Origin of the sequence: Stutzerimonas chloritidismutans (assembly GCF_051486945.1) — a bacterium.
Lineage (GTDB): Bacteria > Pseudomonadota > Gammaproteobacteria > Pseudomonadales > Pseudomonadaceae > Stutzerimonas > Stutzerimonas chloritidismutans_B.
Map to the genome: position 1 here is coordinate 569641 of NZ_JAHVDX010000003.1, position 15122 is coordinate 584762.

The 15122-nt window shown below is 63.9% G+C and carries 13 protein-coding genes; 7 read left to right on the forward strand and 6 right to left on the reverse strand.

What is annotated here, in order from left to right; genetic code table 11:
* The first annotated feature begins 157 nt into the window (after nucleotides 1-157).
* Nucleotides 158-1477, forward strand: coding sequence for an aspartate aminotransferase family protein (locus tag KXR72_RS14555; protein ID WP_437421803.1), 1320 nt, complete (start codon nucleotides 158-160; stop codon nucleotides 1475-1477).
* Between the two features lie 123 nt (nucleotides 1478-1600).
* On the opposite strand, the gene rpmG is transcribed toward KXR72_RS14555, so the two are convergent.
* Both rpmG and rpmB read right to left on the reverse strand, forming a co-directional pair.
* Nucleotides 1601-1756: a 50S ribosomal protein L33 gene (gene rpmG / locus KXR72_RS14560; RefSeq protein ID WP_045423166.1), complete on the reverse strand. Its 156-nt coding sequence runs from the start codon at nucleotides 1754-1756 to the stop codon at nucleotides 1601-1603.
* An 11-nt stretch (nucleotides 1757-1767) separates the two neighbouring features.
* On the reverse strand, nucleotides 1768-2004 hold the full coding sequence (gene rpmB / locus KXR72_RS14565) for a 50S ribosomal protein L28 (RefSeq protein WP_025243688.1): 237 nt from the start codon (nucleotides 2002-2004) through the stop codon (nucleotides 1768-1770).
* 380 nt (nucleotides 2005-2384) lie between these two features.
* Between rpmB and KXR72_RS14570 the strand changes: the two genes are divergently transcribed.
* A complete protein-coding gene (locus KXR72_RS14570) occupies nucleotides 2385-3173 on the forward strand; it encodes an IclR family transcriptional regulator (RefSeq protein WP_437421804.1) in 789 nt (262 codons plus the stop codon).
* 6 nt (nucleotides 3174-3179) lie between these two features.
* On the opposite strand, the gene KXR72_RS14575 is transcribed toward KXR72_RS14570, so the two are convergent.
* The gene (locus KXR72_RS14575; protein WP_437421805.1) at nucleotides 3180-3758 is read right to left on the reverse strand and encodes a TetR/AcrR family transcriptional regulator; all 579 of its coding nucleotides are present in this window, start codon (nucleotides 3756-3758) and stop codon (nucleotides 3180-3182) included.
* A gap of 96 nt (nucleotides 3759-3854) precedes the next feature.
* Here KXR72_RS14575 and KXR72_RS14580 point away from each other — a divergent pair, with 96 nt between their 5' ends.
* From KXR72_RS14580 to KXR72_RS14600, 5 genes are all read left to right on the forward strand, one after another.
* A complete protein-coding gene (locus KXR72_RS14580; RefSeq protein ID WP_437421806.1) occupies nucleotides 3855-4736 on the forward strand; it encodes an alpha/beta hydrolase family protein in 882 nt (293 codons plus the stop codon).
* Between the two features lie 127 nt (nucleotides 4737-4863).
* Nucleotides 4864-6195, forward strand: coding sequence for a spinster family MFS transporter (locus tag KXR72_RS14585; protein WP_437421807.1), 1332 nt, complete (start codon nucleotides 4864-4866; stop codon nucleotides 6193-6195).
* A gap of 325 nt (nucleotides 6196-6520) precedes the next feature.
* Nucleotides 6521-7399, forward strand: coding sequence for an SH3 domain-containing protein (locus KXR72_RS14590; RefSeq protein WP_437421808.1), 879 nt, complete (start codon nucleotides 6521-6523; stop codon nucleotides 7397-7399).
* On the forward strand, nucleotides 7399-9309 hold the full coding sequence (locus KXR72_RS14595; protein ID WP_437421809.1) for a hypothetical protein: 1911 nt from the start codon (nucleotides 7399-7401) through the stop codon (nucleotides 9307-9309). Before KXR72_RS14590 ends, KXR72_RS14595 begins: the two co-directional genes overlap by 1 nt.
* A complete protein-coding gene (locus KXR72_RS14600) occupies nucleotides 9306-10319 on the forward strand; it encodes a hypothetical protein (protein WP_437421810.1) in 1014 nt (337 codons plus the stop codon). Before KXR72_RS14595 ends, KXR72_RS14600 begins: the two co-directional genes overlap by 4 nt.
* Before the next feature lie 113 nt (nucleotides 10320-10432).
* Here KXR72_RS14600 and KXR72_RS14605 read toward each other — a convergent pair whose 3' ends face one another.
* From KXR72_RS14605 to KXR72_RS14615, 3 genes are read right to left on the reverse strand one after another with little or no spacing between them, the layout of a single operon-like run.
* Nucleotides 10433-11575 carry an acyl-CoA dehydrogenase family protein gene (locus KXR72_RS14605; protein ID WP_437421811.1) on the reverse strand — a complete coding sequence of 381 codons (1143 nt, stop codon included), beginning with the start codon at nucleotides 11573-11575 and terminating at the stop codon, nucleotides 10433-10435.
* 12 nt (nucleotides 11576-11587) lie between these two features.
* Nucleotides 11588-12784 carry an acyl-CoA dehydrogenase family protein gene (locus tag KXR72_RS14610; RefSeq protein ID WP_437421812.1) on the reverse strand — a complete coding sequence of 399 codons (1197 nt, stop codon included), beginning with the start codon at nucleotides 12782-12784 and terminating at the stop codon, nucleotides 11588-11590.
* Nucleotides 12785-12827: 43 nt separating this feature from the next.
* Nucleotides 12828-14933: a 3-hydroxyacyl-CoA dehydrogenase NAD-binding domain-containing protein gene (locus KXR72_RS14615; RefSeq protein ID WP_437421813.1), complete on the reverse strand. Its 2106-nt coding sequence runs from the start codon at nucleotides 14931-14933 to the stop codon at nucleotides 12828-12830.
* Between the last annotated feature and the right edge of the window lie 189 nt (nucleotides 14934-15122).

Below are 15122 nucleotides of genomic sequence, written 5' to 3' on the forward strand. Positions count from 1 at the left end.
CCAGCGGCGCCGGGGCTATCAATATTTTTTACGCGGCGCGCTCCATCGCCTTGTTTTGTTCGTTTTATTAAACATAGACTCGCCGAAACCGCTGTGCGCCCGGGTGCTGTCGCGCTACAGCATAGCCGCCCAACCCGACGTCCTGCCGGAGCCCTCCATGACCACCGATCGTGCCGCATCAGCCGAACATTTCTGGATGCCCTTCACCGCCAACCGCCAGTTCAAGGGCAACCCGCGCCTGCTGGAGCGTGCCGAGGGGATGTACTACACCGACACTGAGGGCCGACAGGTCATTGATGGGACGGCCGGGCTCTGGTGCTGCAATGCGGGCCATGGTCGGCGTGAAATTACCGAGGCGGTAAGCCGGCAAATCGCCCAGCTCGACTTCGCCCCAACCTTTCAAATGGGCCACCCGCTGCCCTTCGAGCTGGCCGAGCGCCTGGCGTCGATCAGCCCAGCTGGACTGAACCGCGTGTTCTTCACCAATTCGGGATCGGAATCGGCCGATACCGCGCTGAAGATCGCGCTGGCCTACCAGCGCGCCATCGGACAGAGCAGCCGCACCCGGCTGATAGGCCGCGAACTGGCGTATCACGGTGTGGGCTTCGGTGGTGTCTCCGTCGGCGGCATGGCGAACAACCGCAAGGCGTTCGGCACCCTGCTTCCCGGCGTCGACCATCTGCCACACACGCTCGATCTCCCGCGCAACGCGTTCTCCCGTGGGCTGCCAGTTCACGGGGTAGAAAAGGCCGACGAACTGGAACGGCTGGTCACGCTGCATGGCGCCGAAAACATTGCCGCGGTCATCGTCGAACCGATGTCCGGCTCGGCGGGAGTGATATTGCCGCCGGTGGGCTACCTGCAGCGGCTGCGGGACATCACGCGCAAGCATGGCATTCTGCTGATCTTCGATGAAGTGATCACCGGCTTCGGTCGGGTCGGCGAGGCGTTTGCCGCGCAGCGCTGGGGCGTCACGCCGGACATCCTCACCTGCGCCAAGGGGCTGACCAACGGGGCCATTCCGATGGGCGCGGTGTTCGTCGACGAGACGATTCACGACGCCTTCATGCGAGGCCCGGAAAGCACCATCGAGTTCTTCCACGGCTACACCTATTCCGGTCACCCGGTGGCTTGTGCCGCGGCGCTGGCAACCCAAGAGATCTATCAACGCGAGAACCTGTTCCAGAAGGCTATCGAGATCGAAGGCTATTGGCAGGACGCCTTGTTCAGCCTGCAAGGACTGCCGAACGTGGTGGATATCCGGACCGTAGGTCTGGTGGCTGGCATCCAGTTCGCTTCCCATCCTGACGGTGTGGGCAAGCGCGCCTACGAGATATTCAGCCAATGCTTTGCCGACGGCCTGCTGGTGCGCGCCAGTGGCGACACCATCGCCCTGTCGCCCGCACTCATCGTCGAGCACGAACACATCGACGCGATCATCGACCGCCTGGCCGACGCCATTCGCAAAACGGCCTGAACGATCCGCTGGCCACGGGCGGCGCCAACCGAAGGGGCCGCCTGCCACGGCGCGATGCGTAACCGGATGCCAGAAACGAAAAAACCCGCCAATTGGCGGGTTTTCCTTCAAGGGGCCGATCAATTACTTGATCTTGGCTTCCTTGTACATCACGTGCTTACGCACGACCGGATCGTACTTCTTGATCTCGATCTTGTCGGGCGTTGTGCGCTTGTTCTTGTCGGTGGTGTAGAAGTGGCCGGTACCGGCGCTGGACACCAAACGGATCAGGTCACGCATGATAGTTCTCCTTAAACCTTTTCGCCGCGAGCGCGGATTTCAGCCAGGACAGCGTCGATGCCGCGCTTGTCGATGACGCGCATGCCTTTGGCAGTCAGGCGCAGACGAACGAAGCGGTTCTCGGACTCGACCCAGAAGCGATGATGCTGCAGGTTCGGAAGAAAACGACGACGGGTTTTGTTGTTTGCGTGGGAAATGTTGTTCCCGGTTACCGGACCCTTACCGGTAACTTGACAGACTCTCGACATGCCTCAGCCCTCTAAAACCACATGCCCAACCCGGCATGGGTTGGCCGCTTGAAATCACTTGTCTTTCGGCGCTCAGCGCCACGTTTCATTGGGGTCTTACCGGCTACGCAGCAAGCGAAGAAACCGGGCCCCTAGAAAAGAGCGCTGCTTTATATCAGAAAGCCCCCCACGCAACAAGCACGGATTCACCCTAGGAAACGGCCACGGATGCCGCAGCGCCGCCGGGCTGCAGGGTTGCGCCGCCTCGGCGGCTAGCGCCATTCGTCGCCGCGTCGCGCCTTTGTTTTACTCTGCGAAATCAACGGCCGTTTTGGTTACCATGGCGACCACCGTTACCTTGGCGGCGCGATGCCTGCCGCCCACAGACAGACCGAGACAGCATGAGCGACGTAGAAGACATCGATACCGAGAACCCCAAGGACCGCAAATTCGTCGAGGCGCTGTCGCGCGGGCTGGACGTGTTGCGCGCCTTCACCCACGGCTCGGTGGTCATGGGCAACCAGGACATCGCGCGTATCACCGGGCTGCCCAAGCCAACGGTTTCGCGCATGACCTACACCCTGACCAAACTTGGCTACCTCAGCTATTCGCAGCAGCTGGAAAAATATCAGCTCGACTCCGGCGTGCTCGCACTGGGCTATGCCTATGTCTCCAATCTGCGCGTACGCCAGCTGGCCAAGCCCTACATGGACGAATTTGCGCGCAGGACCAACACCACCGTGGGCCTGACCTGCCGCGACCGACTGTCGATGATCTACATCGAGAACTGCCGCCCCGCTGAGGTTTCGACGCTACGCATGGATGCCGGGGTGCGCCTGCCGCTGGCCACCACCGCTGCCGGCCGCGCGTTTCTCGCCGCCACACCCGATAAGGAACGCGGCCATTTGATGGCTGCACTGGAGACCAAGTACGGCGATCAGTGGCCCGCAATGAAGCAGTCGCTGGAGGAGTCGTTCGAGGAATTCCAGCAACACGGCTTCTGCCTGTCGCTCGGCGACTGGGACCGCAATGTCAAGGCCGCCGGCGTGCCGTTGCACCTGGCTGACGGCAGCATCATGTCGCTGACCTGCGGCGCGCCCTCGTTTCAGCTCAGTGAGGAAACGCTGAAGGGCTCGCTGGCGCATCAGCTGGAGATGCTCGCCCGAGATATCGAAAGCCTCGGCGTGTGACCCCACTCAAGCCCGGACGCTGGCCCAGGCGATCTCAGCGAGCAGCTCGCGACAATCCGCCAGCGCCGTGCGCGAGCGACCGGCCAGCCAGTTGCGCGCCATGTCGTGGCACGGGCCGATGACTACGGCGAGAAAACAATCGCCTGGCATTCGCCGGAATGCACCGCTTTCACGGTGGCGTCGTAGGATGGCCCCGACCCGCTCGCCATGGGCGCGGTTGACGTCCCGTAGCTGCTCCCCCAGCTCCCCTGCCTCGACCCGGCCGCGGTTGTGCAGGACGAAGCGCGCCCAGTCCGGATTCGCCACTACCCAGTCGATGTAACTGGTCACGAACAAGCGGACACACGCCTCCGCATCCAGCGTTTCGATCAGCCCGGCTTCTAGTAGCGCGGCATATTCCCCAATGCCTTCCATATAGAGGGCCGCAATGATCCGCTCGCGGTTGCCGAAGTGATGGTAGAGGCTGCCAATGCTGGCGCCCGAGCGGTCACGGATCATCTCGATGGTGGTCGCCTCGACACCGAATTCGGTGAAACAGGCGAGCGCGGCCTGAAGAATTTCCTGTTTGCGGCTACTGCGGGCCATCCGGCCTCCATTACTAGAATTATTTTCTAGAGTAATTTTCTTCTCGCCCTATACTGCACCGATCGCGACGGTCCAGAAAGCGTGGAGAACAACAAGATGGCGACGATACAGGTAGAAGAACATTCGATCGATAACGGCAATGGCCACCAGCTGGCGAGCCAGTGGTACCGTCCGGCAGGCGCGTTTCAGGGTGCGGTATTGATCGCCCCAGCCATGGGCGTACCGCAGCGCTTCTACACGGACTTCGCTCGCTGGCTGGCCGAGCGCGGCTATCTCGTGGTGACGTTCGACTACCTGGGCATGGGCCGCTCGCGCCAGGTGCCGCTGCGGCAGCTGGACATCGACATCCTCGACTGGGCGCGCCATGACTGCAGCGCCATGCTGGCCCGCCTGACCGACGCGGCGGCGGGCCGCCCGCTGTACTGGATCGGACACAGCGTCGGCGCGCAAATCCTGCCTTTGGTGAGCGGCCATGAACGCCTGGCCCGCATCGTCACCATTGCCGCCGGTAGCGGCTACTGGCGCGAAAACAGCCCGCAGATCCGTCGCAAAGCGTGGCTGCTCTGGCACGGTCTGGCCCCTACGTTGACGGCTATCGCTGGGTACTTCCCAGGCGGCCGCATCGGGGCGGTTGGCGACCTGCCCGCCGGCGTGATCCGCCAGTGGCGCCGCTGGTGCCTGCACCCGGAGTACCTGATTGGCGTGGAGGGGGAATCTGTTCAGCGCGCCTTCGACGCCGTTCGCACGCCGCTAACCTCGCTGTCGTTCAGCGACGACGAAATGATGTCGGCACGCAACACTGAATCGCTGCACAGCTTCTATCGCTCCGCGCCAAAGACCATGCACCGCATCGATCCGCGAGACGTGGGTGCCAAGCGCATCGGACACTTCGGCTTTTTTCGGCGCAGCTTCGCTGACAGCCTCTGGACCCGCTGGTTGCTACCGGAGCTGAGCGAAAAAGGCCGCACGGCCGCCTAGGATAATTTCGCACAGCGAAACACTTGCAGCATATTTCGAAACATATGCGGCCGTTATTGATCTTGCCCTCTGGCTGATCTCCTACAAGAGTGAGGAGGCTGAAAAGCCACTTGCTATCGGAGCTGCCATGTCCAACAACAATAACGGCTATCCGTCGAGCACCCGCGCCTGGATGACGGTCGCGATCCTGATGCTCGCCTACGTCCTCTCGTTCGTCGACCGGCAGATCCTGAACCTGCTGGTCGAGCCGATTCGGCGCGATCTCGATATCACCGACACCCACATGAGCCTGCTGATGGGCTTCTCGTTCGCAGTGTTCTACACCATCTGCGGTGTTCCTATCGGGCGCCTCGCCGACCGCAAAAGCCGCCGCGGCATCATCGCGATCGGCGTGTTGGTGTGGAGCCTGATGACCGCCCTGTGCGGCACGGCGCGCACGTTCTGGCAATTTTTGCTGTTTCGTATCGGCGTAGGCGTGGGCGAGGCCGCGCTGTCGCCCTCGGCCTATTCGCTGATCGCCGACAGCTTTCCGCCCAAGCTGCGCGGCACAGCGATGAGCGTGTATTCGATGGGCATCTACATCGGCTCGGGCCTGGCCTTCCTACTGGGCGGGCTCGTGGTCAAGTTCGCCTCGGCGCAGGGCGATGTCGCCCTACCCATACTGGGCATGGTGCGCCCCTGGCAGCTGATCTTCCTGGTACTGGGCGCCGCTGGCGTGCTCTTTACCGCGGTACTTCTGGTGATTCGCGAACCTTCACGCAAGGGCGTCGGGGCGGGCATCGAGGTTCCGCTGAGCGAAGTGGCTGGCTACATTCGGCAGAATCGCTGCACCGTGCTCTGCCACAATTTCGGCTTCGCCTGCCTGGCGTTCGCCGCCTATGGCAGCTCGGCCTGGATTCCCACCTTCTTCATCCGCACCTACGGCTGGTCGGCCAGCGACGTCGGCGTGCTCTACGGCTCGGTGGTGGCGGTGGCTGGGTCATTGGGCATCATCGCCGGAGGGCGGCTATCCGATCTGCTGCACCGCCGCGGCTACCGCGATGCACCGCTTAGAGTCGCGATCGTCTCTGCCGCGTTGACCTTACCGCTCAACCTCGCCTACCTCGCTGGCAGTGGCGAGCTTGCGCTGACGCTGATCGCCTTCCACGTCTTCACCATCGCCATGCCCTTCGGCGTCGGCCCGGCGGCTATCCAGGAGATCATGCCCAACGCCATGCGCGGCCAGGCGTCCGCGGTCTACTTGTTCGTCATCACCATGGTTGGCCTCGGCATCGGCCCGACCGCCGTCGCGCTGGGTACCGACTTCGTCTTTGGCGACGACAACGCCCTGCGCTACTCGCTGCTGATCGTCACCGGCATCGCCCTGGTCGGCGCAATCATTCTGCTCAGCATCGGCCTCAAGCACTACCGCGCCAGCCTGGATCGGTTGGAGGCGTGGAAGCCGAAGGCCGCGACATAGTGCACAGGCCGAGCATCAGCAGCAGAATAAGGATTAACCCTGGCTAGACGAAAACTCCCGGCAAACACCGGGCGTTTCGCTTCTTTTAGCCGCATCTGCGCTTGGCCTATAACCGAAACGGGTTATCCGACCGCGACCGAGCGCGCCCGACTTAATCCCTCCTATACCGCTGAAACCCTCGTGCTAGAGCCTTTCGGTTTGTGATACCGGTGAGAATTGTGTGTAATTGCTCGCCACTTCATGGATTGAACGGCAGCCCTTCGGCGTGGCACCTGCCGTCGCATCAGTCCGATCATCAGCCGGCCATTCGAAGAAGGACAGCTCCATGGGCTTCGTCAAGAAAACCAGCACCCTGCTGCTTGGCAGCGCACTCGCAATCAGCTCCGGCTGCGCCAACATGGCGGACAACGAGTGGGCCAACAAGGAAAACATCGGCACGCTGGTCGGCACCGCGGCCGGCATTCTCGTCGGTAGCCAGGTCGGCGGTGGCAGCGGGCGAACTGCGGCGATGATCGCCGGCGCATTGGCTGGCGGTTATCTGGGCAAGACGATCGGCGCCAAGCTGGACGCACAAGACCGCGAAGCACTGGCCGTCCAGACCCAGCAGGCGCTGCAGCACGCCAGCGATGGCCAGGCGACGCAATGGTCATCGACCCACAGCGACGCCAAGGCCACCATCACCCCGATCAAGACCGAAACAGTCGAGCGTCAAATCGCCATCAAGCGCACACCGAAGGTGCAGCCGGTCGCCAACATGACGCTGATCAACCAGCCATACCGCGCCCTGAAGTCGGCCAACGTACGCAACGCGCCTGACCTGAACGCCGACAAGGTGGCCGGGCTGCCGACCGGCACCACCTTCACGGCCATCGGCCGCACCGACAACGACTGGATCATGGTCGGCCGCCGTGGCGTGACCATCGGTTATGTCTACGCGCCGCTGGTAGCCAAGGTGGAGGCGCAAACGGCACAGACGGCCAAAGCGGACACCGCCACCGACCTCGACAGCATCGATGTCGCCACCGCCTCGAGCAAAGGTATCGACCTGGACGCCGTGGATCTCGACGCATTGCCGGTCGAACAGCCTGTGACAGCACAAACCACCTGTCGCACGATCCAGTACGACGTCACGACCCAGGGCAGTAACGAAGTCGAAACGGCCAAGGCTTGCCAGGCCTCGGACGGCGCCTGGGAGCTGATCTGATGAATGCACGCACCGGCGCCCTGCTGGCCCTTCCGCTACTCACGATCGCCGTCTCCGTACAGGCGGCCACACACCGCCTCGCGTACTCGAAAGCCGAGAAGGTCGAAGTATTCGTCGACCACGCCGACGGCCAACCCTGGTGCAGCGACGCCCTCAAGCTGCGTTTCGTCTTCGACGGCGAGGTCGAGCAGGCCGCCGTCGACCGGCTGTTGCCCAAGCTCGGCGGACTGATGCGCAGCCAGTGCCCGGCGGCGACTGCGCTTAGCTGGACCGCCACGACGCCGAGCAGTGCCGCCGCGCTGACAGGCACCGCGAGCCGCGCCAATGACTGGGCAGCGCAACAGGCAACGGCCCCCGCTACCGATGCAGTCGCGACCAAAGCACCCGCGCCGGAACCCGCATCACCCCGCGAAGAACCAGCACAAGACATCGCCAACGCCGCTGCCGAGGCCACTCCTCCTGCCAAGCCGACCGAACCCGCTCCGGCGCCGTCTCCATCGCCTGACACCGCTACCAAGCAGGCCGAGCCCATCATTACAGCCGCGCCGCGACCGTCGCCCACCGAGGACAACACCCAGGCAGCGCCTGCGACTGAGCCAACCGCCGAGCAGCCGGATGCAAGCCCAGTGGCGAAACCCTTCAGTGTCGCTGGCTGGCAGCCGGAGGCGCCCGAAGCGGTATTCGCGAAGGCGGATTTCCTGAACGAGATCGCCGACCAGAACGGCTGTCGCTTCCGCCTGGCCTTTACGCCCAAGGACGGCCTCGCGAATGTCACCCTGCGCTCGACTGACACCGCTTGCGGCCCGGATGGCTATGCCCAGGGCAAAGGCCGATTCGAGCTCATCCGCCGGGACGGCGTGCGGGTGCACAGCTTCAATGGCACCTTCATCAACGGCCTCGCGATACACGGCAAAGCCCCGCAATTGCCGGTGGTCGGTATGGCCGCCAATCACGACCTTTACCTGCTGCTGCACAGCGAGCCGGCCAGCAAGGTGCATTACCTCATCCGCTTGCAATTCCAGCGCTACGGCGGCCACTGGAGCGGCGGCAGCGCCTCGCTGGTTGGCCTCACCGAGAACCGGGATCTGTTCCGCGAGCTGGACAGCATTCGCCTGACCCTCGACCTCGCGACCGCCTACCTGACCCAGAAAGCCCCTGAAATCGGCGCGATCGAGTTCGTCGGCGTTCGCGACCTGGACAAGGCGCTGCAGGCGCACGACCGTGACTACTGGCTCTACGAGATCGGTCTGAACCGTCACTACCGGACCAAACAATGGGAATACAACCCTGCCCGCGCGCAGAATCACCTCTTCTCCTTCGAACGCAAGGAGGCCGAACGCCAGCGCCAGGCCGAGGCTGAGCGCGAGCGCAAGGCGCAGCTGGAGCGCCAGCTGGCAGGGCGCCAGGCCGAACAACGCCTGCAGCTCTACGAGCAGATGCAGGACCAGGCGCGGGACCCGCAAATGCTCTACCGGCAGCTGCTGACCGACGCGAGCTATACGCCCTTCGGCGGCGGTGGCTACGGCGCGATGATGCGGGGCGGCGAGCAAACGTATAGCCAGATCGTGCATATCGACGGTAAAGCAGACGGCGGCTGGACGCTCGACTACCCCTACGCGGCGGAACTCGAAGCCGACCAGAAGCAGCCCGCACTCGACGAAGGCTGGTTTCTGGTCAAGGGCAAAGCCCGCCTGGACAGCACCCGCAAAGATGAGCAAGGCCTGCCGCTCACTCGGATCACCGCCGCCTCGGTCCAGCCCTGCGAGAAAGACGGCTGCACGGATCTGCTCGACCCGCTGGCGCTGGTCCGCCACCAGATCGGCGACCCCGAATGGACGCCAGAACTGGCGCGACAACGCATCGAACAGGCATGGCCAGAGCGCGCCGCCCAGCAAGGAGACAATCAATGAGCCGCCTTCCCCTTATCCTCGGCGCCGCCGTAGTGGTCATCGCCGGCGGCTATTTCGGCCTCAGCGCCTACAGCAGCAGCCAGGCCGACAGCCTGCTCGAGGACTGGGTCTACGACCACGACCTGGGCAACAACCTGAGCTGGGAATCGGTCTCCTCGAGCCCTCTCGGCGGACGAGTGACGCTTAATGGGGTCCGCGCTGAGTTTGGCAAAAACGATCCGCAGCTCTACATCGAGCAGCTTGTGATCAGCGATCGCGACATCAGCGACGAGCGCACCCGCGTGCGCCTGCAGCTTGAGGGCGTACAGGCTGACCGCTCCGCCTTGGGCGCGCTGAACTCCCTGGCCGGGGGGTTCGGCCTGCTACGCGGATTTAGCCCGGCAGTGAGCAGCGGGCTGACCGACCTCGAACCCTTCACGCTCGAGCTGTACCTGGACATCGACGATGACAACGGCACGCTCGAAACGGACCTGTCCGTTGGCATGCCCAAGCTGTTCGATTCACGCGTCAGTTACCGGCTGAGCAACCTGCGCGACCTCAACCGTACCTTGCGTCGGCTGGCCGATGAGCTTGGCGAGGCGAAGACGCCGTTCGGCCTGACCAACCCGCTCGGCGCGCTGGCCTCGAGCGTCGAGCGTGCCGAGCTGGGCGACACCATGGTCAGCCTGGAGGACCGCGGCGCGGCCGCCCGCAGCATCGCCCTCTATCAGCGCTACAACACGCCGCTAGACCCCGGCGCCGGAGACGCCGATGCGCAACGCAAGGCGCATTACCGCAAGGTCGTGGCAGACACGCAGAAAACCTGCGAGCGCGAGTCCGCCAGTTTCCCGGCGGGGTTCGAGGATGCCTGCGAACTGCTGGGTGAAGCCATGCTGGGCGAGATCAGCGGTGTCCGCCTGACCATCGAGCCGAAGGAGCGCATCCGCCTGACCGACCTCATGTCGTTGCAGGACCCGAGCCGTCAGGAGCGCATGCTCGAGCGCCTGAATCCGCAGCTGGACAGTCTGTAAGCTCACGACGGGCTTCGTAGCGAGAGGGCCGCTTAAACGACCAGGGGAACCGGGTAGGTCTGGTTCCCCGCCGCTCGACTGCCAGGGAAAGGTCTGCGCCCGCTAAACGCGCCTCATGCCACCTGCATCAATCCCGCAAACGCCTTGACGTGATGGTCCTCGTCACCGAACTCATGGCCGATCATGACCAGCCGTTTGGCGTGGTGGGCGAGGTTGTATTCCCAGGTCATGCCGATGCCGCCGTGTAGCTGGATGGCTTCCTCGGCGATCTTGCGGCCGGCGCGGGTGCAGATGTACTTGGCGGCGGCCAGCACGCGGCGACGGTCGTCGTTGTCTTCGGCGTCGGCGAAGGTGGCTGCGAGAATCGCCATGCTGGTCGCCTGCTCCAGTTCGGTCTGCATGTCGACCATGCGGTGCTGCAGCACCTGGAACTTGCCGATCGGCACGCCGAATTGCTTGCGGGTTTTCAGGTAGTCGAGGGTCAGCTTGCAGGCCTCGTCCATGTTGCCCAGCGCTTCGGCACATTGGGCAGCGATGGCGCGGCCCTGCTGGTACCGCAGTGCGGCGAAGGCCTGGCCCGGCGCGCCGAGCACGGCGTCGGCACCGACCTCGACATTGTCGAGGAACAGCTCGCAGCCCTTGCGCCCGTCGATGGTCGGATAAACGCGGCGGGTCACGCCCTGTGCGCTCGGGTCGACGAGGAACAGGCCGATGCCCTGCTCATCGAAACGCTCGCCGCTGACCCGTGCCGAGACGATGAGCGTGCCGGCGGTGTGCCCGCCGATAACCACCGCCTTGCGCCCGGACAGTTTGAAGCCATCGCTGGCGGCTTCTGCGCGGGTCTGCACGTCGTTCAGGTAGTAGTGGCTCTGGGGTTCTTCGAGGGCCACTGCCAGTTGCAGCGAGGCAGCCGCGACTTGGGGCAGCAGGCCCTGCTTCTGGGCATCGCTGCCGAGCTGGTCGATCAGGCCGCCGCCGAACACCACCGAGTGCAGGTAGGGCTCGAGCGTCAGGCCGCGGCCCAGTTCGGTCATCACCAGCATGGTTTCCACGCCGCTGCCACCGAAGCCGCCGAACTCTTCGGCGAAGGGCACGGCAGTCAGGCCCAGCTCGCCGAGCTGGTTCCAGAACGCCTGGGAAAAGCCCTGCTCGGATTCGCGATATTTCTCGCGCTGCTCGAACGGGTAGGCGTCGCGTACCAGCCGCGCCGCGGTGTCCTGCAGCATTTGCTGCTCTTCAGTCAGTTTGAAGTCCATTGCGGTGCCCCCTTACAGCTCGAGAATCATCTTCGAGACGATGTTCTTCTGAATTTCGTTGGAGCCGCCGAAGATCGACAGCTTGCGCATGTTGAAGTAGTCACCGGCCAGCGAAGCGCTGTAGTCCTCATGCAGCAGCTCGCCCTCGTAGTCGAGTTCCAGCTCTTCCTCCAGGAACGGCAGCGCGTAGGGGCCGATGACCTTGCGCAGCAGGTGGGTGATCGCCTGGCGGATCTCGGTGCCCTTGACCTTGAGGATCGAGGATTCGGCGCCCGGCACGCCGCCTTCCTTCGCCGCAGCGAGAATGCGCAGGGTGCTCATCTCGATGGCCATCAGCTGCATCTCCACCTCGGCGACCTGGGCGCGGAACAGCGGGTCTTCGAGCATCGGCTGGCCACCGGCAGTTTCCTTCATGGCGATGCGCTTGAGGTGCGCCAGCGCCGCCTTCGAGGCGCCGATGCCGGCAAGGCCGGTGCGCTCATGCGTCAGCAGGTACTTGGCACAGGTCCAACCCTTGTTCTCTTCGCCGACCAGGTTTTCCACCGGCACGCGGACGTTATCGAAAAAGACTTCGTTAACCTCGTGGTCACCGTCGAGCGTGATGATCGGCCGCACGCTGATGCCCGGCGTGCTCATGTCGATCAAGAGGAAGCTAATGCCGCGCTGCTGCTGGGCTTCCGGGTCGGTGCGCACCAGGCAGAAAATCATGTTGGCGTACTGGCCGAGGGTGGTCCAAGTCTTCTGGCCGTTGACGATGTAGTGGTCGCCATCGCGTACCGCGCGGGTCTTCAGGCTCGCCAAGTCGGAGCCGGCGCCCGGCTCGGAATAACCCTGGCACCACCAGTCTTCGCCCGAAAGAATGCGCGGCAGGTAGTAATCCTTCTGCTGCTGGGTGCCGAACTTAAGGATCACCGGGGCGACCATGTTCGGGCCGAACGGGATGGTGCGTGGCCCGCCGTACGCGGCCAGCTCTTCGTCGAAGATGTGCTTCTCGACCGGTCCCCAGGTGGTGCCGCCAAACTCCACCGGCCAGCCGGGCACGTACCAGCCCTTCTTCGACAGGATCTGCTGCCAGCGCTGGTGGTCCTCTTTGGACAGATGCTTGCCGAGCTTCACCTTGGCGGCAATGTCCGCCGGCAGCTCGCTTTCGAGGAAGGCCCGCACTTCGTCACGGAACGCGAGCTCTTCGGCTGTGAAATTGACGTTCATGAATACATCCTCTGATCGTTCAGCATGGTTGTGGCGCGCGGGCTCATTGGCCGGCTTGCCAGTCCGAGAACTTGCGGCCTTCGGCGGCCAGTTTTTCCAGCAGCGGCGCAGGCTTCCACCAGTCGCCGCAACGTGCGTGCAGTTCCTTGACCCGCGCCAGCACCTGGTCCAGGCCGACGCTGTCGGCATAGAACATCGGGCCACCGCGGAACGCCGGGAAGCCGTAGCCGTTGAGGTAGATGACATCGATGTCGCCGGAGCGCTGGGCAATGCCTTCCTCGAGAATTTTCGCGCCCTCGTTGACCAGCGCATAAATCGTCCGCTCGATGATGTACTGCTCATCGAGCTCGCGCCGCTCGATACCCTTTTCGCGCGAAGCGGCTTCGAGCATCGGCGCGAGATCGGGGTTTTCCAGCGGCATACGATTGCCCGGCTCGTAACGGTAGTAGCCGGCGCCGGTCTTCTGCCCGAGCATGCCGGCTTCGCAGAGCTTGTCCGACACGGTGGGAAAGTCGCGATCGGCCGGTAGCTCGGCGCGCTGGCGCTTGCGGATCGCCTGGCCGATGTCGAGACCGGACAAGTCGCGCATCGCGAACGGTCCCATGGCCATGCCGAAGTTGCGCAGTGCACCGTCCACCTGCCCTGGCGTGGCGCCTTCTTCGAGCAGGAACTCCGCCTCGCGCCCGTACTGGAACACCATGCGGTTGCCGACGAATCCGTCGCAGACGCCAACCACCACGGAAACCTTCTTCAGCTGCTTGCCGACCGCCATCGCAGTGGCGAGCACCTCGTGGCTGGTTTTCGCGCCACGCACCACTTCCAGCAGGCGCATGACGTTGGCCGGGCTGAAGAAATGCAGGCCGACCACGTCCTCGGGGCGCTGGGTAAAGGCGGCAATCTGGTTCAGGTCCAGCGAAGAGGTGTTGCTAGCGAGGATCGCGCCCGGCTTGCACACCGCATCGAGGCGTTCGAAGACCTGCCGCTTGACGTCCATCTCCTCGAATACGGCCTCGATCACCAAGTCAACGTTGCCCAACGCGGCGTAGTCGGTGACGCCTTCGACGAGCGCGAGACGCTTCTCCATCGCCGCCTCGGTCAGGCTGCCGCGCTTGACGCTGGCGCCATAGGTATCGCGGGCGCGCTGCAGGGCGCGCGCGAGCGCGTCCCCGTTGATTTCCAGGAGCTTGACCGGAATGCCAGCGTTGGCGAAGCACAGCGCGATACCGACGCCCATGGTGCCACCACCAATCACTGCGGCGGATTTGACCGTGCGTGGCTTCACGTCCGACGGCAGGTCAGCGATCTTGCCGGCCTGGCGTTCCGCGAAAAAGCTATGCACCAAGGCCCCGCGTTGCGGCGAGTTCAGGCATTCGACGAACAGCTCGCGCTCGCGCTTGAGGCCTTCGGCCAGCGGCAGCGTCGTCGCCGCTTCGACCGCAGCAACGCAGCGCAGCGGTGAGAACAGCCCGCGCATGCGCTTGGCGACTTCAGCGTGTTTGGCGGCGATGAGCTCGGCGTTGTCCGCCCCTTCCAGCCCGCTCGTCTGCTCGCCGGTGCGCCGCGGGGCACGGCCTTCGTCGATCAGGCGCTGCGCATAAGCCAGGCCGGCCTCGACCAGATCACCTTCGAACAACTCATCGACGATGTGGTGCTCGACTGCCTCGCTCGCACCGATCGGCTCGCCGCTGACGATCATGTCGAGCGCCTTGGCCACGCCCGCCAAGCGCGGCAGCCGCTGGGTGCCACCCGCACCGGGCAGCAAGCCGAGCTTAACCTCCGGCAGGCCAACCTTGGCATCTTCACGTGCGATGCGGTAATGGCAGCCCAGCGCAACCTCCAGGCCGCCGCCCAACGCGGTGCCGTGGATTACAGCGACGCTCGGCTTATGGCTGTTTTCGATCACATCGATGACGTCTGGCAGACTCGGCGCCTGCGGCGGCTTGCCAAACTCCTTGATGTCGGCACCGGCAATAAAGGTGCTGCCGTCACACACGAGCGCCACGGCCTTTACGTCCGGGTCGGCGTCGGCCGCCTGAAAGGCCTGCTGCAGCCCCTGGCGCACCGCCACGCCGAGCGCGTTGACCGGTGGGTTGTTGACCGTGATAAGGGCAATCGAGCCCCGGCGTTCGAGGTGAACGACATCGGACATGGCAGACCTCCGTCTATAGCGAGAGATTAATTGGACTTATTTTTACGAAACCATGTTTCGCACAGCAGAATAGTCGAGCCATTTCTGGATGTCGATAGGTGAGTCAGCACCCGCCCTGGTTGAACAACCTTAGAGGCGTCCAGACGGTGACGCGAAAGATCAGGTTGCCGAGAGACGAGCGGCGAGCAA